This window comes from Bailinhaonella thermotolerans (genome assembly GCF_003594875.1).
Classification (GTDB): domain Bacteria; phylum Actinomycetota; class Actinomycetes; order Streptosporangiales; family Streptosporangiaceae; genus Bailinhaonella; species Bailinhaonella thermotolerans.
Window position 1 is genome coordinate 1 of sequence record NZ_QZEY01000018.1, and the last position, 23765, is coordinate 23765.

The 23765-nt window shown below is 67.9% G+C and carries 33 protein-coding genes; all 33 read left to right on the top strand.

The genetic code is table 11. The features are described 5' to 3' along the window. Window positions 1-121: 121 nt before the first annotated feature. On the top strand, window positions 122-3997 hold the full coding sequence (locus tag D5H75_RS31895) for a DNA-directed RNA polymerase subunit beta' (protein WP_119930298.1): 3876 nt from the start codon (window positions 122-124) through the stop codon (window positions 3995-3997). Between the two features lie 189 nt (window positions 3998-4186). Beyond that, window positions 4187-4693 carry a hypothetical protein gene (locus D5H75_RS40990; RefSeq protein WP_147425340.1) on the top strand — a complete coding sequence of 169 codons (507 nt, stop codon included), beginning with the start codon at window positions 4187-4189 and terminating at the stop codon, window positions 4691-4693. Between the two features lie 404 nt (window positions 4694-5097). Next, window positions 5098-5472 (top strand): 30S ribosomal protein S12, encoded by a 375-nt coding sequence (rpsL, locus tag D5H75_RS31905; RefSeq protein ID WP_119930300.1) that lies wholly within the window; start codon window positions 5098-5100, stop codon window positions 5470-5472. Between the two features lies 1 nt (window position 5473). Beyond that, a complete protein-coding gene (rpsG, locus tag D5H75_RS31910) occupies window positions 5474-5944 on the top strand; it encodes a 30S ribosomal protein S7 (protein WP_119930301.1) in 471 nt (156 codons plus the stop codon). Between the two features lie 114 nt (window positions 5945-6058). Further along, on the top strand, window positions 6059-8107 hold the full coding sequence (gene fusA, locus D5H75_RS31915) for an elongation factor G (protein WP_242454653.1): 2049 nt from the start codon (window positions 6059-6061) through the stop codon (window positions 8105-8107). 86 nt (window positions 8108-8193) lie between these two features. Beyond that, window positions 8194-9387 (top strand): elongation factor Tu, encoded by a 1194-nt coding sequence (gene tuf, locus D5H75_RS31920; protein WP_119930303.1) that lies wholly within the window; start codon window positions 8194-8196, stop codon window positions 9385-9387. A 102-nt stretch (window positions 9388-9489) separates the two neighbouring features. Beyond that, on the top strand, window positions 9490-9798 hold the full coding sequence (gene rpsJ / locus D5H75_RS31925) for a 30S ribosomal protein S10 (protein WP_013156110.1): 309 nt from the start codon (window positions 9490-9492) through the stop codon (window positions 9796-9798). Window positions 9799-9812: 14 nt separating this feature from the next. Then, window positions 9813-10475 (top strand): 50S ribosomal protein L3, encoded by a 663-nt coding sequence (gene rplC, locus D5H75_RS31930; protein ID WP_119930304.1) that lies wholly within the window; start codon window positions 9813-9815, stop codon window positions 10473-10475. A gap of 2 nt (window positions 10476-10477) precedes the next feature. Then, window positions 10478-11122 (top strand): 50S ribosomal protein L4, encoded by a 645-nt coding sequence (gene rplD / locus D5H75_RS31935; RefSeq protein WP_119930305.1) that lies wholly within the window; start codon window positions 10478-10480, stop codon window positions 11120-11122. Beyond that, entirely contained in the window at window positions 11119-11421 is a 303-nt protein-coding gene (gene rplW / locus D5H75_RS31940; protein ID WP_119930306.1) for a 50S ribosomal protein L23, read from the top strand. Before rplD ends, rplW begins: the two co-directional genes overlap by 4 nt. Before the next feature lie 24 nt (window positions 11422-11445). Beyond that, window positions 11446-12282 carry a 50S ribosomal protein L2 gene (rplB, locus tag D5H75_RS31945; protein ID WP_119930307.1) on the top strand — a complete coding sequence of 279 codons (837 nt, stop codon included), beginning with the start codon at window positions 11446-11448 and terminating at the stop codon, window positions 12280-12282. An 11-nt stretch (window positions 12283-12293) separates the two neighbouring features. Beyond that, the gene (rpsS, locus tag D5H75_RS31950) at window positions 12294-12572 is read left to right on the top strand and encodes a 30S ribosomal protein S19 (RefSeq protein WP_119930308.1); all 279 of its coding nucleotides are present in this window, start codon (window positions 12294-12296) and stop codon (window positions 12570-12572) included. Between the two features lie 29 nt (window positions 12573-12601). Further along, window positions 12602-12967 (top strand): 50S ribosomal protein L22, encoded by a 366-nt coding sequence (rplV, locus tag D5H75_RS31955; RefSeq protein WP_119930309.1) that lies wholly within the window; start codon window positions 12602-12604, stop codon window positions 12965-12967. Continuing rightward, window positions 12967-13791, top strand: a complete 825-nt coding sequence (rpsC, locus tag D5H75_RS31960; protein ID WP_119930310.1) for a 30S ribosomal protein S3 — start codon at window positions 12967-12969, stop codon at window positions 13789-13791. The genes rplV and rpsC overlap by 1 nt, the downstream gene beginning before the upstream one ends. Before the next feature lie 2 nt (window positions 13792-13793). Beyond that, window positions 13794-14210, top strand: a complete 417-nt coding sequence (gene rplP, locus D5H75_RS31965; RefSeq protein WP_119930311.1) for a 50S ribosomal protein L16 — start codon at window positions 13794-13796, stop codon at window positions 14208-14210. Next, window positions 14210-14446, top strand: coding sequence for a 50S ribosomal protein L29 (gene rpmC / locus D5H75_RS31970; RefSeq protein ID WP_119930312.1), 237 nt, complete (start codon window positions 14210-14212; stop codon window positions 14444-14446). The genes rplP and rpmC overlap by 1 nt, the downstream gene beginning before the upstream one ends. Continuing rightward, complete coding sequence (gene rpsQ, locus D5H75_RS31975; RefSeq protein WP_119930313.1) at window positions 14439-14714, top strand: 30S ribosomal protein S17; 276 nt, start codon at window positions 14439-14441, stop codon at window positions 14712-14714. Before rpmC ends, rpsQ begins: the two co-directional genes overlap by 8 nt. Before the next feature lie 136 nt (window positions 14715-14850). Continuing rightward, a complete protein-coding gene (gene rplN / locus D5H75_RS31980; protein WP_119930314.1) occupies window positions 14851-15219 on the top strand; it encodes a 50S ribosomal protein L14 in 369 nt (122 codons plus the stop codon). Between the two features lie 9 nt (window positions 15220-15228). Then, window positions 15229-15522, top strand: coding sequence for a 50S ribosomal protein L24 (gene rplX, locus D5H75_RS31985; protein ID WP_147425348.1), 294 nt, complete (start codon window positions 15229-15231; stop codon window positions 15520-15522). After that, entirely contained in the window at window positions 15522-16091 is a 570-nt protein-coding gene (gene rplE, locus D5H75_RS31990; protein WP_119930316.1) for a 50S ribosomal protein L5, read from the top strand. Before rplX ends, rplE begins: the two co-directional genes overlap by 1 nt. Window positions 16092-16120: 29 nt before the next feature. Next, entirely contained in the window at window positions 16121-16306 is a 186-nt protein-coding gene (locus D5H75_RS31995) for a type Z 30S ribosomal protein S14 (RefSeq protein ID WP_119930317.1), read from the top strand. Between the two features lie 113 nt (window positions 16307-16419). Next, window positions 16420-16818, top strand: a complete 399-nt coding sequence (gene rpsH, locus D5H75_RS32000) for a 30S ribosomal protein S8 (RefSeq protein WP_119930318.1) — start codon at window positions 16420-16422, stop codon at window positions 16816-16818. 16 nt (window positions 16819-16834) lie between these two features. Beyond that, window positions 16835-17374: a 50S ribosomal protein L6 gene (gene rplF, locus D5H75_RS32005; RefSeq protein WP_119930319.1), complete on the top strand. Its 540-nt coding sequence runs from the start codon at window positions 16835-16837 to the stop codon at window positions 17372-17374. A 2-nt stretch (window positions 17375-17376) separates the two neighbouring features. After that, window positions 17377-17760 carry a 50S ribosomal protein L18 gene (gene rplR / locus D5H75_RS32010; RefSeq protein WP_119930320.1) on the top strand — a complete coding sequence of 128 codons (384 nt, stop codon included), beginning with the start codon at window positions 17377-17379 and terminating at the stop codon, window positions 17758-17760. Between the two features lie 41 nt (window positions 17761-17801). After that, window positions 17802-18434, top strand: a complete 633-nt coding sequence (gene rpsE, locus D5H75_RS32015) for a 30S ribosomal protein S5 (RefSeq protein ID WP_119930321.1) — start codon at window positions 17802-17804, stop codon at window positions 18432-18434. A 2-nt stretch (window positions 18435-18436) separates the two neighbouring features. Continuing rightward, a complete protein-coding gene (rpmD, locus tag D5H75_RS32020) occupies window positions 18437-18619 on the top strand; it encodes a 50S ribosomal protein L30 (protein ID WP_119930322.1) in 183 nt (60 codons plus the stop codon). A 2-nt stretch (window positions 18620-18621) separates the two neighbouring features. Then, entirely contained in the window at window positions 18622-19077 is a 456-nt protein-coding gene (gene rplO / locus D5H75_RS32025) for a 50S ribosomal protein L15 (RefSeq protein WP_119930323.1), read from the top strand. A gap of 176 nt (window positions 19078-19253) precedes the next feature. Beyond that, window positions 19254-20570 (top strand): preprotein translocase subunit SecY, encoded by a 1317-nt coding sequence (secY, locus tag D5H75_RS32030; protein ID WP_119930324.1) that lies wholly within the window; start codon window positions 19254-19256, stop codon window positions 20568-20570. Beyond that, window positions 20570-21223: an adenylate kinase gene (locus D5H75_RS32035; protein WP_119930325.1), complete on the top strand. Its 654-nt coding sequence runs from the start codon at window positions 20570-20572 to the stop codon at window positions 21221-21223. Before secY ends, D5H75_RS32035 begins: the two co-directional genes overlap by 1 nt. 201 nt (window positions 21224-21424) lie before the next feature. Continuing rightward, the gene (gene map / locus D5H75_RS32040; protein WP_119930326.1) at window positions 21425-22264 is read left to right on the top strand and encodes a type I methionyl aminopeptidase; all 840 of its coding nucleotides are present in this window, start codon (window positions 21425-21427) and stop codon (window positions 22262-22264) included. Further along, window positions 22248-22673 carry a DUF1707 SHOCT-like domain-containing protein gene (locus D5H75_RS32045; RefSeq protein WP_119930327.1) on the top strand — a complete coding sequence of 142 codons (426 nt, stop codon included), beginning with the start codon at window positions 22248-22250 and terminating at the stop codon, window positions 22671-22673. The genes map and D5H75_RS32045 overlap by 17 nt, the downstream gene beginning before the upstream one ends. Before the next feature lie 540 nt (window positions 22674-23213). Next, complete coding sequence (gene infA, locus D5H75_RS32050; RefSeq protein ID WP_119930328.1) at window positions 23214-23435, top strand: translation initiation factor IF-1; 222 nt, start codon at window positions 23214-23216, stop codon at window positions 23433-23435. A 41-nt stretch (window positions 23436-23476) separates the two neighbouring features. After that, entirely contained in the window at window positions 23477-23590 is a 114-nt protein-coding gene (rpmJ, locus tag D5H75_RS32055) for a 50S ribosomal protein L36 (protein WP_009740505.1), read from the top strand. Window positions 23591-23765: the final 175 nt, after the last annotated feature.

Sequence of the window (23765 nt, forward strand, 5' to 3'; positions counted from 1 at the left end):
GATGCGCGACACCGACGAGGACGTCTTCCGCGCGGCGGAGGAGCTCGGCATCGACCTGTCCCGGCGCCCCCACGAGGGCGCGATGAGTGTCGACGAGGTCTGATTCAAAGGGGAAATGTAAGTGCTCGACGTCAATTTCTTCGACGAGCTGCGGATCGGCCTCGCCACGGCGGACGACATCCGGCAGTGGTCGCACGGTGAAGTGAAGAAGCCGGAGACGATCAACTACCGCACCCTGAAGCCGGAGAAGGACGGGCTCTTCTGCGAGAAGATCTTCGGCCCCACCCGGGACTGGGAGTGCTACTGCGGCAAGTACAAGCGCGTCCGCTTCAAGGGCATCATCTGTGAGCGGTGCGGTGTCGAGGTGACCCGCGCCAAGGTGCGCCGTGAGCGGATGGGCCACATCGAGCTGGCCGCCCCCGTCACCCACATCTGGTACTTCAAGGGCGTGCCCTCGCGCCTGGGGTACCTGCTCGACCTGGCCCCGAAGGACCTGGAGAAGGTCATCTACTTCGCGGCCTACATGATCACGCATGTCGACACCGAGATGCGTGAGCGCGACCTGCCGTCCCTGGAGGCCAAGATCTCCGTGGAGCGGCAGCACATCGAGCAGCGCCGCGACGCCGACATCGAGGCCCGGCAGAAGAAGCTGGAGTCCGACCTCGCCGAGCTGGAGGCCGCCGGCGCCAAGGGCGACCAGCGCCGCAAGGTGCGCGAGGGCGCGGAGCGCGAGATGCGCCAGCTCCGCGACCGCGCGCAGCGCGAGATCGACCGCCTCGACGAGGTGTGGAGCCGCTTCCGCAGCCTCAAGGTCCAGGACCTCGAGGGTGACGAGCTGCTCTACCGCGAGATGCGCGACCGCTTCGGCCGCTACTTCCGCGGCGGCATGGGCGCGCAGGCCATCCAGGAGCGCCTGGCCAACTTCGACCTCGACGCCGAGGCCGAGAACCTGCGCGAGACCATCCGCAGCGGCAAGGGCCAGAAGAAGGCCCGCGCCCTCAAGCGGCTCAAGGTCGTCAGCGCGTTCCTCAACACGAGGAACTCGCCGATGGGCATGGTCCTCGACTGCATCCCGGTGATCCCGCCGGACCTGCGGCCGATGGTCCAGCTCGACGGTGGCCGCTTCGCCACCTCGGACCTGAACGACCTCTACCGCCGGGTGATCAACCGCAACAACCGGCTCAAGAGGCTGCTCGACCTGGGCGCGCCCGAGATCATCGTCAACAACGAGAAGCGCATGCTCCAGGAGGCCGTCGACGCGCTGTTCGACAACGGCCGCCGGGGGCGCCCCGTCACGGGGCCGGGCAACCGCCCGCTGAAGTCGCTCTCCGACATGCTCAAGGGCAAGCAGGGCCGCTTCCGCCAGAACCTGCTGGGCAAGCGAGTCGACTACTCCGGCCGTTCGGTCATCGTCGTCGGCCCGCAGCTCAAGCTGCACCAGTGCGGCCTGCCCAAGCAGATGGCGCTGGAGCTGTTCAAGCCGTTCGTGATGAAGCGGCTCGTGGACCTCAACCACGCGCAGAACATCAAGAGCGCCAAGCGCATGGTCGAGCGCGCCCGCCCGGTGGTGTGGGACGTCCTCGAAGAGGTCATCACCGAGCACCCGGTGCTGCTCAACCGGGCGCCGACCCTGCACCGCCTGGGCATCCAGGCGTTCGAGCCGCAGCTCGTCGAGGGCAAGGCCATCCAGATCCACCCGCTCGTCTGCACCGCGTTCAACGCGGACTTCGACGGCGACCAGATGGCCGTGCACCTGCCGCTGTCCGCGGAGGCCCAGGCCGAGGCGCGCATCCTGATGTTGTCCACCAACAACATCCTCAAGCCCGCCGACGGCAAGCCCGTGACGATGCCCACCCAGGACATGGTCATCGGCCTCTACTGGCTCACCTCCGAGAAGGAGGGCGCGCCGGGCGAGGGCCGCGTGTTCACCTCGACCTCCGAGGCGATCATGGCGTACGACCGCCGTGAGCTCGACCCGCAGGCCAAGATCCAGGTCCGGATCCAGGGCCAGCCGGCCCCGCTCGGCTGGACCCCGCCGGAGGGCTGGGAGCCGGGCGACCCCTACCGCCTGGAGACCACGCTCGGGCGCCTGCTGTTCAACGAGACGCTGCCGGCCGACTTCCCCTTCGTGAACCACGAGGTGGGCAAGAAGCAGCTTTCGGCGATCGTGAACGAGCTGGCCGAGAGCTACACCAAGATCGAGGTCGCCGCGGCGCTGGACGCCCTCAAGGACGCCGGTTTCCACTGGGCGACCCGGGCGGGCGTCACGATCTCCATCGACGACGTCATCGCGCCGCCGAACAAGGGCGAGATCCTGGCGTCCTACGAGCGCCGCGCCGACAAGGTGCAGCGTGAGTACGAGCGCGGTCTGATCACCGACGAGGAGCGCCGTCAGGAGCTCATCGAGATCTGGACCCAGGCGACCGCGGACGTGGCCTCCGACATGGAGCAGGCGTTCCCGCGGACCAACCCGGTGTGGATGATGGTCCACTCCGGCGCCCGCGGTAACCAGATGCAGGTCCGTCAGATCGCCGGTATGCGAGGCCTGGTCGCCAACACCAAGGGTGAGACCATCCCGCGCCCGATCAAGTCCTCCTTCCGCGAGGGCCTGTCGGTGCTGGAGTACTTCGTCTCCACCCACGGTCAGCGGAAGGGTCTGGCCGACACCGCGCTGCGCACCGCCGACTCGGGTTACCTGACCCGTCGTCTGGTGGACGTCGCGCAGGACGTCATCGTCCGGGAGATCGACTGCGGCACCGACCGCGCCGTGTCCCTGTTCGTCGGCGAGCGCAACAGCGAGGGCGTCCTCGTCAAGGCGCAGAACGCCGAGAGCAACGTCCACGGCCGCATCGTGGCCGAGGACGTCGAGGTGGACGGCAAGGTCCTGGTCGCCAAGGGCACCGACATCACCGACGCGGTGGTGACGACGCTGGTCGAGGCGGGCATCGAGTCCGTCCGCACCCGCAGCGCCCTCGTCTGCGAGGCCAAGATCGGTCTGTGCGCCACCTGCTACGGCCGTTCGCTCGCGACCGGCAAGCTCGTGGACGTCGGCGAGGCGGTCGGCATCATCGCCGCCCAGTCGATCGGTGAGCCGGGCACCCAGCTGACCATGCGTACCTTCCACACCGGTGGTGTGGCGGGTCAGGACATCACCCACGGTCTGCCGCGTGTCACCGAGCTCTTCGAGGCCCGCGTGCCCAAGGGCGTCGCCCCGATCTCCGAGGTCGAGGGCCGCGTCCGGATCGACGAGACGGACAAGACCCGCAAGGTCGTGATCATCCCGGACGACGGTTCCGAGGAGATCGCCTACCCGGTTCCCATGCGGTCCCGGCTCCAGGTGTCCGAGGGGCAGCGCGTCACGGTGGGCCAGCAGCTCATCGCGGGTGCGGTCAACCCCAACGAGGTGCTGCGCATCCTCGGCCCCCGCGCGGTGCAGCTTCACCTGGTCGCGGAGGTCCAGGAGGTCTACCGTTCGCAGGGTGTGTCGATCCACGACAAGCACATCGAGGTCATCGTCCGGCAGATGCTCAAGCGCGTGAACGTGCTGGAGTCCGGCGACACCGATCTGCTGCCCGGCGAGCTGGTCGAGCGTCCGCGCTTCGAGGAGGTCAACCGCGGCGTGGTGGCCGAGGGCGGCACGCCCGCGGCCGGCCGCCCGGTCCTCATGGGCATCACCAAGGCGTCCCTGGCGACCGAGTCCTGGCTGTCGGCCGCCTCGTTCCAGGAGACGACCCGGGTGCTCACCGACGCGGCGATCCACGCCAAGAGCGACCCGCTGCTCGGCCTCAAGGAGAACGTCATCATCGGTAAGCTCATCCCGGCCGGCACGGGCATGTCCCAGTACCGCAACATCCGGGTCGAGCCGACCGAGGAGGCCAAGACGGCGATGTACACCGTCGGCGGCTACGACGGCTCCGCGGCCGAGTACACCTTCGGGCAGGGCTCCGGCGAGGCCGTCCCGCTGGAGGAGTACGACTTCGGTCAGTACAACCGCTAGTCACACGCGCCGAGGAGGCCCGGTCCCCGTTGCGGGGGCCGGGCCTTCCGGCGTTTGCCCACCGTTGACCGCCGCCTGACCGCCTTTGTCCCGGTGTCCCCGGCCGCGTCCCCAAGTTCCCGCGGCCCGCCCGCGTAAAGTGGATCACCGCGTGACCGGCCCGCGACGGCGCAGGAGGGGGAGACGGAGATGAGGGGACCCGCGGACGGCGTCCGCACGGCCGATCCGGAGACGACGGTGCGCCTCACATCGCCGCAGAGCGTCCCCCAGGCCCCGGGGGAGGTCACGGTACGGCTCGCGCCCGGCGGCCGCTGGGACGCGGCTCAGGCGGCCGGAGAGGCCACGCCACGCCGGCCGTACGAAATGGGATATTTCGGGCATTTGGGGTATGACGACATAGACAGCCGGGGATTCCCGCTGGGCCCGGAACGGGACGCGCGGCGGGCGCTCGGCTGGGCTGTGGCGGGACTGATCCTGCTGCCGACCGTGGTACCGGCGTCGGCCTGCGCCGCCAGGGCGCTCGTCAAGGCGCGGCGGGCGCGGGCCGGGCTCGTGATGGTGCCGGGCGCGACCGGACCGGCCATGGTCCGCCTGGCGACCGGACTGGCGTCGGCGGCCCTGGGACTGTCCGCCGCGGTCGCCGCCGTCGCCGTGGCCGCGGTGGTGGTGGCCGGCGGGATCATCCGCCTGCCGTGAACGCGCGCCGTACGGCGTGAGCACGACGGCGGGCGGCTACACTAGGCGCTGAGATCTGCTCATGGGAATCCGGCACAGGGACCTGGCGTTCTACACAGCGACGCAAGGCGGCTCGCCCGTTCGTTTTGACCTCATGCGATGGGCTGGGTAGTCTTTCCCTTCGTGCCCATGAGTTCATGGGCTCACATGCATGCGCTTGGTGGCTGGCCGTTCCGTGTCGGCCCCGAGTGCGGTGAGACCTCTCCCTCTCGCTCCGGCCAATGGCGCCGGGCGTGGCCGCGATTAGGCGCGACACGCCCGACAGCGTGGGTCGGAGGACGAGGGGAAACCGACAGGTCAGACACCGGCAGCACCTGTCAAAAGCAACAAGAATCGATTACCGGTCAGGTACGAACGGAGACGCGGTGCCCACGATCCAGCAGCTGGTCCGCAAGGGCCGCCAGGACAAGGTCAGTAAGACCAAGACTCCGGCGCTCAAGGGAAGCCCTCAGCGCCGCGGCGTCTGCACGCGCGTCTACACGACCACGCCCAAGAAGCCGAACTCCGCGCTTCGCAAGGTGGCGCGTGTCCGGCTCACCAACGGCATGGAGGTGACGGCGTACATCCCCGGCGTCGGTCACAACCTCCAGGAGCACTCCATGGTGCTCGTGCGTGGCGGCCGTGTTAAGGACCTCCCCGGTGTTCGCTACAAGATCATTCGGGGTTCGCTCGACACGCAGGGTGTGCGCAACCGCAAGCAGGCGCGCAGCCGCTACGGCGCGAAGAAGGAGAAGAGCTGACATGCCGCGCAAGGGCCCCGCAGGCAGGCGCACTCTGGTCAGTGACCCGGTCTACAGCTCCCCGCTGGTGACCGCGCTGATCAACAAGGTCCTGCTCAACGGCAAGCGTTCGCTCGCCCAGAAGATCGTGTATGACGCTCTCGAGGGCTGCCGCGAGAAGACCGGCAACGACCCGGTGGTCACGCTCAAGCGTGCGCTGGACAACGTGAAGCCGACCCTGGAGGTCCGCAGCCGCCGCGTCGGTGGCGCGACCTACCAGGTCCCGGTCGAGGTGCGCGCCTCGCGCAGCACCACGCTGGCACTGCGCTGGCTGGTGCAGTACTCCCGCGCCCGCCGCGAGAAGACCATGACCGAGCGGCTCATGAACGAGCTGCTCGACGCCAGCAACGGCCTCGGCGCCAGCGTCAAGCGGCGCGAGGACACGCACAAGATGGCCGAGTCCAACAAGGCCTTCGCTCACTACCGCTGGTAGAGCTCATCGGCCGCCCGGCTCACCCCGGGCGGCCGGCAACGACGACGTAGAGGACGCAAAGAAGTGGCCACCACGACCGCTCTCGACCTGGCCAGGGTCCGCAACATCGGGATCATGGCCCACATTGACGCGGGCAAGACCACGACTACTGAGCGCATCCTGTTCTACACCGGCATCAACTACAAGATCGGTGAGGTCCACGAGGGCGCTGCCACGATGGACTGGATGGAGCAGGAGCAGGAGCGCGGCATCACCATCACGTCCGCCGCGACCACCTGCGAGTGGCGTGATCACGTGATCAACATCATCGACACGCCCGGCCACGTCGACTTCACCGTCGAGGTCGAGCGGTCGCTGCGCGTGCTCGACGGTGCCGTCGCCGTGTTCGACGGGGTCGCCGGCGTGGAGCCGCAGTCGGAGACCGTCTGGCGCCAGGCCGACCGGTACGGCGTCCCCCGCATCTGCTTCGTGAACAAGATGGACCGCGTCGGCGCGGAGTTCCACCGCTGCGTGGACATGATCACGTCCCGCCTGGGCGCGACCCCGCTGGTGGTCCAGCTCCCCTGGGGCGTCGAGGCCGACTTCAAGGGCGTCATCGACCTGGTCCGCATGAAGGGCCTGCTCTGGAGCGCCGAGGCCGCCAAGGGCGAGATGTACGAGACCGTCGACATCCCGGCCGACCACGCCGAGGCCGCCCGTGAGTGGCGCGACAAGCTCGTCGAGACCATCTCGGAGAACGACGAGCAGATGATGGAGCTCTACCTGGAGGGCGAGGAGCCCACCGAGGAGCAGCTCGTCGCGGCGATCCGCCGGGCCACCCTGGCCAGCGCGGTCACCCCGGTCCTGTGCGGCACCGCGTTCAAGAACAAGGGCATCCAGCCCATGCTCGACGCGATCGTGGACTACCTCCCCGCCCCCACCGACATCGAGTCCATCAAGGGCCACGCGGTGGGCGACGAGGAAGCGGTCATCGAGCGTCACGCGGACGTGAACGAGCCCCTGTCGGCGCTGGCGTTCAAGATCATGAGCGACAAGCACCTCGGCAAGCTCACCTACATCCGCATCTACTCCGGCACCCTGGAGGCGGGGACCCAGGTCCTCAACACCACCAAGGGCCGGAAGGAGCGCATCGGCAAGATCTACCAGATGCACGCCAACAAGCGCGATGAGCGCCCGAGCGCGCACGCCGGTCAGATCGTCGCGGTCATGGGCCTCAAGGACACCACGACCGGTGACACGCTGAGCGACCCGCAGAACCAGGTCATCCTGGAGTCGATGAACTTCCCGGCCCCGGTCATCCAGGTGGCCATCGAGCCGAAGACGAAGGCCGACCAGGAGAAGCTGGGTGTCGCGATCCAGCGGCTCGCCGAGGAGGACCCGTCCTTCCAGGTGCGCCGTGACGAGGAGACCGGCCAGACCGTGATCTCCGGTATGGGCGAGCTCCACCTGGAGATCCTCGTCGACCGCATGCGCCGCGAGTTCAACGTCGAGGCGAACGTCGGCCGGCCGCAGGTCGCCTACCGCGAGACCATCCGCCGCAAGGTGGAGAAGGTCGAGTACACCCACAAGAAGCAGACGGGTGGTTCGGGCCAGTTCGGCCGCGTGATCATCTCTCTCGAGCCCACCGGCGGCGACGGCGGTGGCTACGAGTTCGAGAACAAGGTCACCGGTGGCCGTATCCCGCGCGAGTACATCCCGTCGGTCGACGCGGGCTGCCAGGAGGCCGCCGAGTTCGGCGTCCTCGCCGGCTACCCGATGGTCGACGTGAAGGTCACCCTGCTGGACGGCGCCTACCACGAGGTGGACTCGTCCGAGATGGCCTTCAAGATCGCTGGCTCGATGGCCTTCAAGGAGGCCGCGCGCAAGGCGGACCCGGTGATCCTCGAGCCCATCATGGCCGTCGAGGTCACCACGCCCGAGGACTACATGGGCGACGTCATCGGCGACCTGAACGCTCGCCGCGGTCAGATCCAGCAGATGGAGGACCGCACCGGCGCCAAGGTCATCAGCGCCCTCGTCCCCCTGTCCGAGATGTTCGGCTACGTAGGCGACCTGCGCAGCCGCACTCAGGGCCGGGCGGTGTACACCATGATTTTCGACTCCTACGCGGAGGTGCCTCCGGGCGTCGCCAAGGAGATCGTCGCGAAGGCGCGGGGCGAGTAACACCATCACGGGCGCCCGCGAGGGCGCCCACCCCGACCAGAGCGAAGACGTAAGTCTGTAAGCGTCAGATTCTCAAGGAGAGACCAGTGGCCAAGGCGAAGTTCGAGCGGACTAAGCCGCACGTGAACATCGGCACCATTGGGCACATCGACCACGGCAAGACCACTCTGACCGCGGCGATCACCAAGGTGCTCCACGACCGTTACCCCGAGCTGAACGAGTCCACGCCGTTCGACAAGATCGACAAGGCGCCGGAGGAGAAGGCTCGCGGCATCACCATCTCGATCGCGCACGTCGAGTACCAGACCGAGAAGCGCCACTACGCCCACGTGGACTGCCCCGGTCACGCCGACTACGTGAAGAACATGATCACCGGTGCCGCCCAGATGGACGGCGCGATCCTGGTGGTCGCCGCCACCGACGGCCCCATGCCGCAGACGAAGGAGCACGTCCTCCTGGCCCGCCAGGTCGGCGTCCCCTACATCGTCGTGGCCCTGAACAAGGCCGACATGGTGGACGACGAGGAGATCCTGGAGCTCGTCGAGCTCGAGGTCCGCGAGCTCCTCTCCGCCCAGGAGTTCCCCGGTGACGACCTGCCCGTCGTCCGCGTCTCCGCGCTCAAGGCGCTGGAGGGCGACGACAAGTGGGCCGACTCGATCATCGAGCTCATGAACGCGGTCGACGAGAACATCCCCGAGCCGACCCGTGACATCGACAAGCCGTTCCTCATGCCGATCGAGGACGTCTTCTCGATCACCGGTCGCGGCACCGTCGTCACCGGTCGTATCGAGCGCGGCATCGTCAAGGTCAACGAGACCGTCGACATCGTCGGCATCCGGGAGAAGGCGACCACCACCACGGTCACCGGCGTCGAGATGTTCCGCAAGCTGCTCGACGAGGGCCAGGCCGGCGACAACGTGGGTCTGCTCCTCCGCGGCATCAAGCGCGAGGACGTCGAGCGCGGCCAGTGTGTCATCAAGCCGGGCACCACGACCCCGCACACCGAGTTCGAGGCCCAGGTCTACATCCTGGCCAAGGACGAGGGCGGCCGCCACACGCCGTTCTTCAACAACTACCGTCCCCAGTTCTACTTCCGTACGACTGACGTGACGGGCGTTGTGAACCTGCCGGAGGGCACCGAGATGGTCATGCCCGGTGACAACACCGAGATGACCGTCCAGCTCATCCAGCCGATCGCGATGGAGGAGGGCCTCAAGTTCGCGATCCGCGAGGGTGGCCGCACCGTCGGCGCCGGCAAGGTCACGAAGATCATCAAGTAACACCCCGCGGAGCGGCGGTCGGGCCGACATCACGGCCCGACCGCCGACCCACGACAAGACGACGAAGCAACTGGGACGACAGCGAAGGACACCGAGGCCACCATGGCGGGACAGAAAATCCGCATCCGGCTCAAGGCCTATGACCACGAGGTCATCGACAGCTCGGCACGGAAGATCGTCGAGACGGTGACGCGTACCGGCGCGCAGGTCGCAGGCCCGGTGCCGCTGCCGACCGAGAAGAACGTGTACTGCGTCATCCGCTCGCCGCACAAGTACAAGGACAGCCGCGAGCACTTCGAGATGCGCACGCACAAGCGGCTGATCGACATCATCGATCCGACGCCGAAGACGGTCGACTCGCTCATGCGCCTCGACCTGCCGGCCGGCGTCGACATCGAGATCAAGCTTTAAGGGAACGCACTGACATGGCTGCGATTACTGGGCGGAAGACCGCCGGGGTGCTCGGCGAGAAGCTCGGCATGACCCAGGTCTTCGACGAGGACAACCGGATGGTCCCGGTCACCGTCGTCAAGGCCGGTCCGTGCGTGGTGACCCGCGTTCGCACCCCCGAGGCCGACGGCTACTCCGCGGTTCAGATCGGGTACGGACAGGTCGACCCGCGCAAGGTCAACAAGCCGCTCGGCGACTACCTCCGCAAGCACGGCATCACGCCGCGGCGGTTCTTCGTCGAGCTGCGCACGGACGACGCCTCCGAGTACACCATCGGCCAGGAGATCTCCGCGGACATCTTCGAGGCCGGCTCCTACGTCGACGTGACCGGCAAGAGCAAGGGCAAGGGCACCGCGGGTGTCATGAAGCGCCACGGCTTCCGTGGTCTCGGCGCTTCGCACGGCACCCAGCGCAAGCACCGTTCGCCCGGCTCCATCGGTGGCTGCGCCACCCCCGGCCGCGTGTTCAAGGGCCTTCGCATGGCCGGGCGGATGGGTAACGTCCGCAAGACCGTGCAGAGCCTCAAGGTCCACTCGGTCGACCTCGAGAAGGGCCTCATCCTGATCAAGGGTGCGGTACCGGGCGCCAACGGCTCCCTGCTCCTCATCCGCACCGCCGTTAAGAAGGGGGCGAAGTAAAGATGGCAAGCATCGACGTCCTCGACGCGGCCGGTGCGAAGACCGAGACGATCGAGCTCCCCGCCGACGTCTTCGAGGCCAAGGTCAATGTGCCGCTGATCCACCAGGTGGTCGTGGCGCAGCAGGCCGCGGCCCGGCAGGGCACCCACAAGACCAAGACCCGCGGCGAGGTCAGCGGTGGCGGCAAGAAGCCGTACCGCCAGAAGGGCACCGGTCGCGCCCGCCAGGGCTCGACCCGCGCGCCGCAGTTCGCCGGCGGTGGCACCGTGCACGGTCCCGTGCCGCGTGACTACACCCAGCGGACGCCCAAGAAGATGAAGGCCGCCGCGCTGCGCGGGGCCCTCAGCGACCGGGCCGGCCTCGGCCGGGTCCACGTGGTGACCGGGCTGGTCGAGGGCGAGACGCCCAAGACCAAGGCCGCCCTCACCGCGCTCCGCAAGATCACCCAGGCGCGCACCGTGCTCGTGGTGGTCGACGCGGACGACGAGCTGACCTGGGTGAGCCTGCGCAACGCGCCCGAGGTCCACCTGCTGGACGCCGGTCAGCTGAACACCTACGACGTGCTGTGCCACGAGGATGTCGTCTTCACCCGTGAGGCCTACGACCAGGTCGTCGCACGGCTGAGCAAGGAGGAGACGAGCGCGTGAGCAGGATCGCCGACCCGCGTGACGTCATCATCAAGCCGGTGGTCTCCGAGAAGAGCTACGGCCTGATCGACGAGCACAACAAGTACACCTTCCTGGTCCACAAGGACGCCAACAAGACCCAGATCAAGATCGCGATCGAGCAGATCTTCGGGGTCAAGGTCACCGGCGTCAACACGGTGAACCGGCAGGGCAAGCGCAAGCGCACGCGCGTTGGCTACGGCCAGCGCCCCTCCACCCGCCGCGCGATCGTGAGCCTGGCGGAGGGCGACCGGATCGACATCTTCGGCCCGGTCGGCTGATCAAGTAGAGGATGAACGAAAAAGATGGGCATCCGTAAGTACAAGCCGACGACCCCCGGTCGCCGCGGGTCCAGCGTCTCGGACTTCGCCGAGATCACCCGCAGCACGCCGGAGAAGTCGTTGCTCGCTCCCTTGCACAGCAAGGGCGGGCGCAACGTGCACGGTCGTGTCACGGCTCGCCACCAGGGTGGTGGCCACAAGCGCGCCTACCGGATCATCGACTTCCGGCGGCACGACAAGGACGGCATCCCGGCCAAGGTCGCTCACATCGAGTACGACCCGAACCGCACCGCCAACATCGCGCTGCTGCACTACGCCGATGGCGAGAAGCGTTACATCATCGCTCCGACCGGCCTCAAGCAGGGCGACCGGATCGAGAACGGACCGGGCGCGGACATCAAGCCGGGCAACTGCCTGCCGCTTCGCAACATCCCGACCGGTACCTTCATCCACGCGGTGGAGCTCCGTCCGGGCGGCGGCGCCAAGCTGGGCCGTTCGGCCGGCGCGCAGATCCAGCTCCTCGCCAAGGAGGGCCAGTACGCCACGCTGCGCATGCCCTCCGGCGAGATGCGAATGGTCGACGTGCGCTGCCGCGCCACCGTCGGCCAGGTCGGCAACGCCGAGCAGAGCAACATCAACTGGGGTAAGGCCGGCCGTATGCGGTGGAAGGGCAAGCGCCCGACCGTCCGCGGTGTCGCGATGAACCCGGTTGACCACCCGCACGGTGGTGGTGAGGGCAAGACCTCCGGCGGCCGGCACCCGGTCAACCCGAAGGGTAAGAAGGAGGGTCGCACGCGTCAGGCCAACAAGGCCAGCGACCGTCTGATCGTCCGTCGTCGGAGCAAGAGGAAGAAGCGGTAGGAGCAGTCCCGATGCCACGTAGCCTTAAGAAGGGCCCGTTCGTGGACGACCACCTGATGAAGAAGGTGGACGCTCAGAACGAAAAGGGCACCAAGAACGTCATCAAGACGTGGTCACGGCGCTCCATGATCGTGCCCGACATGCTCGGTCACACGATCGCCGTCCACGATGGCCGCAAGCACGTCCCGGTGTTCATCACCGAGTCGATGATCGGCCACAAGCTCGGGGAGTTCGCGCCGACGCGGACGTTCCGCAGCCACGTCAAGGAAGACCGCCGCAGCCGGCGATAAGCAAGCCGAAGAAGTCAGAGGAGAAAGCGATGGAAGCCAGGGCCCAGGCGCGGTATGCCCGCGTCACGCCCCGGAAGGCCCGCCGAGTGGTGGACCTCATTCGCGGGCTGCCCGCTTCGGAGGCGCAGGCCGTGCTGCAGTTCGCTCCCCAGGCGGCGAGCGACACCGTGGGCAAGGTGCTGGCGAGTGCCATCGCCAACGCCGAGCACAACAACAAGCTCGACCGCGACACGCTCGTTGTGAGCCGTGCCTGGGTCGACGAGGGGCCGACGCTCAAGCGGTTCCGGCCGCGCGCGCAGGGTCGTGCGTACCGGATCAACAAGCGGACCAGCCACATCACCGTGGTCGTGGAGCCCCGGTCTGAGCAGTCCCAGCCGAAGGGGAGGACCCGATAGTGGGGCAGAAGGTTAACCCGCACGGGTTCCGGCTCGGCATCACCACCGATCACAAGAGCGTGTGGTACGCCGACAAGCTGTACAAGGACTACGTCGCGGAAGACGTCAAGATCCGCCGGATGCTGCAGCGCGGCATGGAGCGGGCCGGCATCTCCAACGTGGTGATCGAGCGGACGCGTGACCGCGTGCGCGTCGACATCCACACCGCCCGGCCGGGCATCGTCATCGGCCGCCGCGGCGCGGAGGCCGACCGGATCCGCGGCGACCTGGAGAAGCTGACCGGCAAGCAGGTTCAGCTCAACATCCTTGAGGTCAAGAACCCCGAGGTCGACGCCCAGCTCGTCGCCCAGGGCGTGGCCGAGCAGCTGTCGAGCCGGGTCTCGTTCCGCCGTGCGATGCGCAAGGCGATGCAGTCCGCCATGAAGAGCGGCGCCAAGGGCATCCGTGTCCAGTGCTCCGGTCGTCTCGGCGGCGCCGAGATGTCCCGCTCGGAGTTCTACCGCGAGGGCCGCGTGCCCCTGCACACGCTCCGCGCCGACATCGACTACGGCTTCTACGAGGCCCGCACGACCTTCGGCCGCATCGGCGTGAAGGTCTGGATCTACAAGGGCGAGGCCGCCGCGACCCGCGCCGAGCGCGAGGCCGCGGGTGCCGCCGCCCGTGCGGGGCAGCGCCGTGACCGCACCGACCGCCCGCAGCGCCGTTCCGGCGGCCGCCGCGGCGAGGGCCGGGGCGCGGGGCGCGGTCCCAAGTCCGAGGCAACCGCGCAGGCATCTGCGCCCGAGTCCAGCCCGGCGGAGCAGCCGGGTGCTGAAGGGAGCTGACCATGCTTATCCCGCGCAGGGTCAAGCACCGTAAGCAGCACCGGCCCGACCGTTCCGGTGCTGCCAAGGGCGGCACGAGAGTCGTCTTCGGCGAGTTCGGCATCCAGGCGCTTGAGCACGCCTACGTGACGAACCGCCAGATCGAGGCCGCTCGTATCGCGATGACCCGCCACATCCGCCGTGGCGGAAAGGTCTGGATCAACATCTACCCGGACCGCCCGCTCACCAAGAAGCCGGCCGAGACCCGCATGGGTTCCGGTAAGGGTTCCCCGGAGTGGTGGATCGCCAACGTGAAGCCCGGCCGCGTGATGTTCGAGCTCTCGGGCGTCGCGGAGCCGGTCGCCCGTGAGGCGTTGCGGCGTGCGATGCACAAGCTGCCGATGAAGTGCCGGTTCGTCAAGCGTGAAGTGGAGGCGTGATGGCTAAGGGCCTGACCGCCGGTGAGCTGCGGGTCCAGACCGAGGACGAGCTGGTCGCCAAGCTGAAGGAAGCCAAGGAGGAGCTGTTCAACCTCCGCTTCCAGGCCGCGACCGGTCAGCTCGAGAACCACGGGCGGCTTCGCGCCGTCCGTCGGGAGATCGCCCGCATCTACACCGTGATGCGTGAGCGCGAGCTCGGAATCGTGACCGTGGAGACGGAGTCCAGCGATGGCTGACGAGAAGAACGAGAGCGCGCGGAACTACCGCAAGACCCGCGAGGGCTACGTGGTCAGCGACAAGATGGACAAGACCGTGGTCGTCCTGGTCGAGGACCGCGTGAAGCACGCGAAGTACCACAAGGTCATCCGCCGCACCAAGAAGTACAAGGCTCATGACGAGGCCAACGCCGCCGGCATCGGCGACCGTGTTCTCCTGATGGAGACCCGGCCGATGTCCGCGACCAAGCGCTGGCGCGTCGTCGAGATCCTCGAGAAGGCCAAGTAACCGCGTCCCGCCCCACGAGGGGCGGGCCAGGTTGCGAAGCTCCACCCGCCGGGGGACGCGTCCCCCGGCGGTGAGACCAAAAGACAGTTCCGCCAGGCTCAGACACTGAGAACCGGCGTGACACACGGGAGTTGACGTGATCCAGCAGGAGTCGCGACTCAAGGTCGCCGACAACACGGGTGCCAAGGAGATTCTGTGCATCCGCGTGCTCGGCGGCTCGGGTCGGCGCTACGCGGGTATCGGCGACGTCATCGTCGCGACGGTGAAGGACGCCCTTCCCGGCGCAGGCGTCAAGAAGGGTGACGTTGTCAAGGCTGTCGTGGTGCGCACCAGCAAGGAGCGCCGCCGCCCCGACGGCTCCTACATCCGCTTCGACGAGAACGCCGCCGTACTGATCAAGGACAGCGGTGACCCTCGGGGCACGCGTATCTTCGGTCCGGTCGGCCGCGAGCTGCGCGAGAAGAAGTTCATGCGCATCATCTCGCTCGCTCCGGAGGTGCTCTAAATGCCGAAGCTGCATGTGAAGAAGGGTGACCTGGTTCAGGTCATCGCCGGCAAGGACAAGGGCGCCAAGGGCCGGGTCATCCGGGCGATCCCGCGCGAGGAGCGCGTGGTGGTCGAGGGCGTCAACATGATCACCAAGCACAGCAAGGTGACGGCCACCGGCCCCCGCGGCGCCCAGCAGGGTGGCCCGCAGAGGATGGAGGCCCCCATCCACGTGAGCAACGTCAAGAAGCTCAAGGATGAGGAGCCGAAGGACGACAAGCCCGCGAAGAAGGCCGACGAGGCTTCGGGTGAGGACAGCTAATGAGCACCCAGACTGAAGAGCGCACGATTCCGCGCCTCAAGCAGCGCTACCGCGAGGAGATCGCCGCGAAGCTGCGCGAGGAGTTCGGCATCCAGAACGTCATGCAGATCCCGACCGTGACCAAGGTCAAGGTCAACATGGGGGTCGGCGAGGCCGCCAGGGACGCCAAGCTCATCGAGGGCGCCATCCGCGACCTGACCCTGATCACCGGCCAGAAGCCGGCCGTCGCCCGGGCGAAGAAGTCCATCGCGCAGTTCAAGCTGCGTGAGGGCATGCCGATCGGCGCGCACGTCACGCTCCGTGGCGACCGGATGTGGGAGTTCCTCGACCGCCTCCTGGCGCTCGCCCTCCCGCGCATCCGCGACTTCCGGGGTCTGTCGCCCAAGCAGTTCGACGGCCAGGGCAACTACACCTTCGGACTGACCGAGCAGGTCATGTTCCACGAGGTCGACCCCGACACCGTCGACAGGCAGCGCGGCATGGACATCACCGTGGTGACCACCGCGACCAACGACGACGAGGGTCGGGCGCTCCTCAAGCTGCTCGGCTTCCCCTTCAAGGACGCCTGAGCGGCTGAGAGAGAACGAGGAGACCTGACGTGGCGAAGAAGTCGCTGATCGCCAAGGCGGCCCGCAAGCCGAAGTTCGCGGTGCGTGCATATACTCGATGCTCGCGCTGTGGTCGGCCCCGCGCCGTTTACCGCAAGTTCGGCCTGTGCCGCGTGTGCTTCCGTGAGATGGCGCACCGGGGCGAGCTGCCCGGCATCACGAAGTCGAGCTGGTAAGCCCAGGCTTCAGCCGTACGTAATCAACCAACCCGGGCGCCGGGCAACCGGCGCCCACGACCACGCCGAAGGTCCCGTACTCCGGGAAACCGCGGCGAGGAGGGCCACCGGCCATGACGATGACCGACCCGATCGCAGACATGCTGACTCGTCTGCGTAACGCGAACTCGGCCTATCACGACTCCGTGTCGATGCCGTACTCCAAGATCAAGGCGCACATCGCCGAGATCCTCCAGCAGGAGGGTTACATCCAGGCCTGGAGCGTCGAGGACGCCAAGGTCGGCAAGAACCTCGTGGTGGAGCTGAAGTTCGGGCCGAGCCGTGAGCGGGCCATCGCGGGCCTGCGCCGGGTTTCCAAGCCCGGTCTGCGGGTTTACGCGAAGAAGGACAATCTGCCGAAGGTCCTGGGGGGGCTGGGCGTCGCGATCATCTCGACGTCCGCCGGTCTCATGACCGACAAGCAGGCCGGCAAGCGCGGTGTGGGCGGGGAAGTCCTCGCCTACGTCTGGTAGAGGGGAGGAACCCAGCATGTCGCGAATCGGACGGCTGCCCATCCCCGTGCCGAGCGGCGTCGATGTAGCCATCGACGGCCGGAACGTCACCGTCAAGGGACCCAAGGGCACGCTTTCGCACACTGTCGCGGAGCCGATCACCGTGAGCGCCGAGGACGGCACCATCACGGTCGCCCGGCCGAACGACGAGAACAAGAACCGTGCGCTGCACGGTCTGTCCCGCACGCTGATCGCCAACATGGTGACCGGTGTGACCGCGGGCTACAGCAAGACGCTCGAGATCGTGGGTGTCGGTTACCGCGTCCAGGCCAAGGGCCCGGCGCAGCTCGAGTTCTCGCTCGGGTTCAGCCACCCCGTGATCGTCGACGCTCCTGAAGGCGTCACCTTCCGTGTCGAGAAGCCGACCCTGTTCCACGTGGACGGCATCGACAAGCAGAAGGTCGGCGAGGTCGCCGCGAACATCCGCAAGTTGCGCAAGCCCGACCCGTACAAGGGCAAGGGCGTGCGTTACCAGGGCGAGGTTGTCCGCCGCAAGGTCGGAAAGGCTGGTAAGTAGGCATGGCTGGCAAGGTTGCGTACGGCAAGCAGACTTCGCCGCGCGCCGTCTCGCGCGGCCGGCGTCACCGGCGAGTCCGCAAGAAGGTGTTCGGCTCCTCCGCCCGTCCGCGTCTGGTCGTCACGCGCTCCACGCGTCACCTGTTCGTCCAGATCGTGGACGACACCCAGGGCCACACGCTGGTGAGCGCGTCCACCATGGACGCCGCGCTGCGCACCGCGGAAGGCGACAAGACGGCCAAGGCGAAGCAGGTCGGCGAGCTCCTCGCTCAGCGGGCCAAGGACGCCGGGATCACCGCGGTCGTCTTCGACCGTGGCGGAAACCGCTACGCCGGGCGGATCGCCGCCCTGGCGGACAGCGCCCGTGAAGGTGGGCTGGAGTTCTAGATGAACAACACCCACACGAGCAATGAGATGAGGAACCACTGATGGCCGCAGCTCCGCGGCGCGGCGCCGGTGGCGGTGGAGAGCGGCGTGACCGTCGCGACGATCGCCGCGGTGGCGCCGCCGACAAGGGCGTCTCGTACATCGAGCGCGTCGTCAAGATCAACCGAGTGGCCAAGGTCGTCAAGGGCGGTCGGCGCTTCAGCTTCACCGCCCTCGTGATCGTCGGTGACGGCAACGGCACCGTCGGCGTCGGGTACGGCAAGGCCAAGGAGGTGCCCGCGGCGATCGCCAAGGGCGTCGAAGAGGCCAAGAAGCACTTCTTCAAGGTGCCGCGCATCCAGGGCACGATCCCGCACCGCGTGCAGGGTGAGGACGCCGCCGGCGTCGTCCTCCTGCGCCCGGCGTCCGCGGGTACCGGCGTCATCGCCGGTGGTCCGGTGCGCGCCGTCCTGGAGTGCGCCGGCATCCACGACGTCCTGTCGAAGTCGCTCGGCTCCGACAACCCGATCAACATCGTGCACGCCACCGTCGCGGCGCTGAAGGGCCTCAACCGCCCCGAGGAGATCGCGGCCCGGCGTGGCCTGCCGATCGAGGACGTCGCCCCGGCCGCCATGCTCAAGGCTCGCGCCGAGGGCCTGGCCGAGGCCGCGGCGGCCGCGAAGGCGGTGAGCTGACCATGGCGCGTCTGAAGATCAAGCAGGTCCGGTCGCAGATCGGCGGCAAGCAGAACCAGCGCGACTCGCTTCGTTCGCTGGGTCTCAAGCGAATCGGCGACGTCGTCGTCAAGGAGGACCGCCCGGAGATCCGCGGCATGGTCTCCGTGGTGACGCACCTCGTCGTGGTTGAAGAGGTCGAGTAGACATGGCTGAGAACACTCCGCTCCGGGTGCACCACCTGCGGCCGGCCCCGGGCGCCAACAAGGCCAAGACCCGCAAGGGCCGCGGCGAGGCGTCCAAGGGCAAGACCGCCGGTCGCGGCACCAAGGGCACGAAGGCCCGCAGCACGGTGCCGTTCGGCTTCGAGGGTGGCCAGATGCCCCTCATCCGCCGGGTGCCCAAGCTCAAGGGCTTCTCGAACGCCCTGTTCAAGACCACCTACCAGGTGGTCAACCTGGACAAGCTGTCCGAGCTGTTCCCGGGCGGCGGCGACGTGACCGTGGACGAACTGGTCGCGCGCGGCGCCGTACGGAAGAACCAGCCCGTCAAGGTGCTGGGCACCGGCGACATCACCGTCGCGCTGAACGTGACGGTGCACGCCTTCTCGGCCTCCGCGAAGGAGAAGATCGCGGCGGCCGGGGGCACGGCCAACGAGCTGTGAAATGGTGAGCGCAGGGGTTTCCGCCAGTCGGCGGTCTCCCCTGCGCTCTCATTGCGTTAGAGTGCGCTGGAACGCGGTGCCGCTCGGCGGGCCGCGTTCCGCGTCGTACCAACCCCGATCTGCCGGATGAACCGGCAGCAGACAGACTTTCGCCGACCAGGCGCGCAGGAGGAGCCGTGCTGACCGCGTTCACTCGGGCGTTTCGAACGCCCGACCTGCGCAAGAAGTTGCTCTTTACTCTGGGCATCATCGCGCTTTTCCGGCTTGGCTCGTTCTTGCCCACGCCGGGTGTCCACGTCTCGAACATCCAGCAGTGTCTGGGCCAGGTCCAGGCCGGTCCCAACGCCTCGGTCTACAGCCTGATCAACCTCTTCAGCGGTGGGGCGCTGCTCCAGCTCGCGGTCTTCGCGCTGGGCATCATGCCGTACATCACCGCGAGCATCATCCTGCAGCTGCTCACCGTGGTGATCCCGCGCCTGGAGGCACTGCGCAAGGAAGGCCAGCAGGGCACCGCGAAGATCACGCAGTACACGCGGTACCTCACGATCGGGCTGGCGGTCCTGCAGTCCACGGCGTTCATCGCGCTGGCGCGCAGCGGGCAGATGTTCCCGGGCTGCAACCTCGACATCATGGTCAACGACAGCATCTTCACGCTGGTCGTGATGGTGATCACGATGACCGCCGGCACCTCCGTGATCATGTGGCTGGGTGAGCTGGTCACCGACCGCGGCATCGGCAACGGCATGTCGATCCTGATCTTCACCCAGGTCGTCGCGGTATTCCCGGCCGAGCTGGGCCGCATCCTGCAGACCAAGGGCGGCTGGACCTTCGCGGTCGTCATGATCGTCGGTGTGCTGATGATCGCCGCGGTCGTCTTCGTCGAGCAGGCGCAGCGGCGCGTGCCCGTGCAGTACGCCAAGCGCATGGTGGGCCGCCGCATGTACGGCGGCACCTCGACCTACATCCCGCTGAAGGTGAACCAGGCCGGCATCATCCCGGTCATCTTCGCCTCCTCGCTGCTCTACCTCCCGCAGCTCGCGATCACGATGTTCGGGGACCAGAAGAACCCGAACGCGGTCGTGTCGTTCATCTCGCGGTACTACTCCAGCGCGAACACCGGGAACTGGGTCTACATGCTGACCTTCTTCCTGCTGATCGTCTTCTTCACCTACTTCTACGTGTCGATCACCTTCAACCCCCCCGAAGTCGCCGACAACATGAAGAAGTATGGTGGCTTCATCCCGGGCATCCGCCCGGGTCGGCCCACGGCCGAGTACCTCAGCTTCGTGCTCAGCAGGCTGACGGCTCCCGGGTCGCTCTATCTGGGGTTGATCTCCCTGGTGCCGCTGGTCGCCTTGACGCTGGTCGGTGCCAGCCAGAACTTCCCGTTCGGAGGCACGAGCATTCTGATCATCGTCGGTGTCGGGCTGGACACGGTCAAGCAGATCGAGAGCCAACTCCAGCAACGCAACTATGAGGGTTTCCTGCGGTAGTGCGCGTCGTCCTGGTCGGGCCCCCCGGAGCGGGCAAGGGGACGCAGGCCCAGTTCATCGCATCGCACCTGTCCATCCCGAAAATCTCGACAGGTGACATCTTCCGAGCCAACGTGTCCGGTGGCACCGAGCTCGGCAAGCTGGCCAAGCAGTACATGGATCGGGGTGACCTCGTCCCCGACGAGGTCACGATCGCCATGGTTCGCGACAGGCTCGGCGAGGAGGACGCCCGCGAGGGCTTCCTGCTCGACGGCTTCCCGCGCAACGTGCCGCAGGCCGAGATCCTCAAGAAGATGCTCGAGGAGTGGGGCACCAAGCTCGACATCGTCCTCGAGCTCATCGTGGACAACGACGAGGTCGTGCGCCGCCTCGCCGGCCGCCGCACCTGCCGCTCCTGCGGGAAGGTCTGGCACATGGTGTTCGACCCGCCGACCGTCGAGGGCGTCTGCGACGCCTGCGGCGGGGAGCTGTTCCAGCGCGACGACGACCGCGAGGAGACCGTCCGGCACCGCCTGGGCGTCTACGAGCGCGACACGGCGCCGCTGATCTCGTTCTACGCCTCCGAGGGCCTGCTGGTGGGCATCGACGCCACCGGGCCGGTCGAGGAGATCACCGAACGCGCCATGGACGCCCTGCGCCCGTTCGCGGACTGATCAGCGCCTCACACGCCACGCCGCGCCACCCCCGCTCCCCGCGGAGGGTGGCGCGGCGCGTTTGGGCCCGCCGTACGGCGACGCGCCCGCCTTCGGCCCGCGGGCCGTACGCCGGGGGAGGCGGCGCGGCGGCGGGGCCGTACGGCGTGGAGTTTGGAATCTTTGGGTGGGTATTGGGCGTTTGACTGCTGGAGGTGAATCGTGTTCCGGAAGACCAAGTCGGCGATTCAGATCAAGGACGACCAGCAGCTCCAGAAGATGCGGGCGGCCGGTCTCGTGGTGGGCCGCACGCTGGAGCTGCTGCGCGAGGCCGTGGAGCCGGGGGTGACCCCGCTGGATCTGGACGCCATCGCCGAGCGGGCCATCCGCGACGCGGGCGCGATTCCCTCGTTCAAGGGGTACCAGGGCTTCCCGGCGACGATCTGCGCGTCGGTGAACGACGAGGTGGTCCACGCCATCCCGACCGACCGCCGCAAGCTGCGCGAGGGCGACATCATCTCGATCGACTGCGGCGCGATCCTCGAGGGCTGGCACGGCGACGCCGCGATCACCGTGCCCGTCGGCGAGGTGGCCCCGGAGCTGACCGAGCTGCTGCGGGTGACCGAGGAGTCCCTGTGGCGGGGCATCGCGGCGCTCAAGGTCGGCGGCCGGCTGTCGGACATCGGGCACGCCGTCGAGACGTACGTCAGGAGCCAGGGGCGGTACGGCATCCCGCAGGAGTACGGCGGGCACGGCATCGGCACCGAGATGCACATGGACCCCTGGATCGCCAACCACGGCAAGCCGGGGCGCGGCCCGCGGATGGAGGCGGGGATGTGCTTCGCCGTCGAGCCGATGGTGAACCTGGGGACCGCCACGACCCGCGTGCTGGACGACGACTGGACGGTCGTCACCGAGGACGGAAAAGCCTCCGCGCACTTCGAGCACAGCGTCGCCGTGACACATAATGGGCCTTGGGTCCTCACCGCCATCGACGGCGGCGAGTCCCGACTTGCCGGACTTCTCTCCGCGGGAGTGGGAGGCGATGGCGAACGCTCCTGAGATGCGGGCCTCCGACCGCGACCGGGACCGGGTCGCGGAGGCCCTCCGCGAGCACTGCGCCCAGGGCCGGCTCACCGTGGACGAGTTCCACGAGCGGCTGGAGCACCTCTACCAGGCCAAGACGCTGGGCCAGCTCGCCGAGATCACGTCGGACCTGCCCGACATCGACCTGCACCAGATGCGGGCGCCCGAGCCGCAGGCCGCCAAGCCCCCCGCCGAGAAGGACTCGGGGATGCGGGCCGCCTGGGCGAGCTGGGCCTCGGTCACCGCTATCACCACGGCGATCTGGGCGATCATCTGCGTCACCGCCGGCGAGCTGATCTACTTCTGGCCGATCTGGGTCGCGGGCCCCTGGGGCGCGGTGCTGCTGGTCGCGTCGATCTTCGGCGAGGGCAGGAAGAAGACCTGAGCGGACGCCCCGCCCGGTCGCGGCGACCGGGCACGCGCCGGGCCGGACCTCACCGGGCGCTGACGCGCGTCCGTCCCCGATCGCGTCGCGCGGCCCCGTCCCCTGCGGGCGGGGCCGCGCCCATGCCGTACGGCGTGAGCCCGCCTGCCGCCGCTCCGGGCTCAGGCCGTACGGCATGGGGCGTCATGGGCGGTAATGGGCGTCCAAGGGCGGGCGCGGCCGGTGTGGGGCGGCGCCGGGGTGTGTCGGGGCGCGGCTCCGGGCGTGGGGAAGGCGTCGCGCCGCGCTGGGGGCGTACCTCATGAGAGTCGCGAAGGGCATGACGTATGCTGTATGGGGAGACACTGACAGCGGCGTTCGCGCTCGGCGCGGCCCACACGCGCGTTTCGCATTATCGCGCCGCGTGTCGTACACTCCTTTGTCGGCCCCTATGACCATGCACGCCTCCGTGCCGAACACTGTGTCGATCGCGAGGGCGAGCTGGTGCGGCTGCGTAGTGAGCCGAAGAAACAGACGATCGATCAGTGAAGCGCGGAGGACATGCCCAAAAAGGACGGCGCCATCGAGATCGAGGGCACTGTGATCGAGTCTCTCCCGAACGCCATGTTCCGGGTGCAGCTCGATAACGGGCACAAGGTCCTGGCCCACATCAGCGGACGGATGCGGATGCACTACATCCGGATTCTTCCCGACGACAGGGTTGTCGTCGAACTGAGCCCGTACGACCTGAGTCGCGGCCGGATCGTCTACCGGTACAAGTAGCCGCCCGTCACAGGGCAGCGTCTCACGACGGAATAAGGACAATGAAGGTCAAGCCGAGCGTCAAGAAGATCTGCGACAAGTGCAAGGTGATCCGCCGGCACGGTCGCGTCATGGTGATCTGCGAGAACCTGCGCCACAAGCAGCGCCAGGGCTGATTCGTGGCGGCCGCCCGCGACGGGCGGCCGGGGATCGCGCCAAGCGGTCATCACAACGTAAGCACGTACCGCAACGCCCGGGGGACACCCCCGGGAGGACCCCCGGTCGGAGGCCGGGGCCCGTCTGTGTGAGGGGCGCGGTGCGTAGGACCTCCGCCTTGTAGAAGGAGAAAGC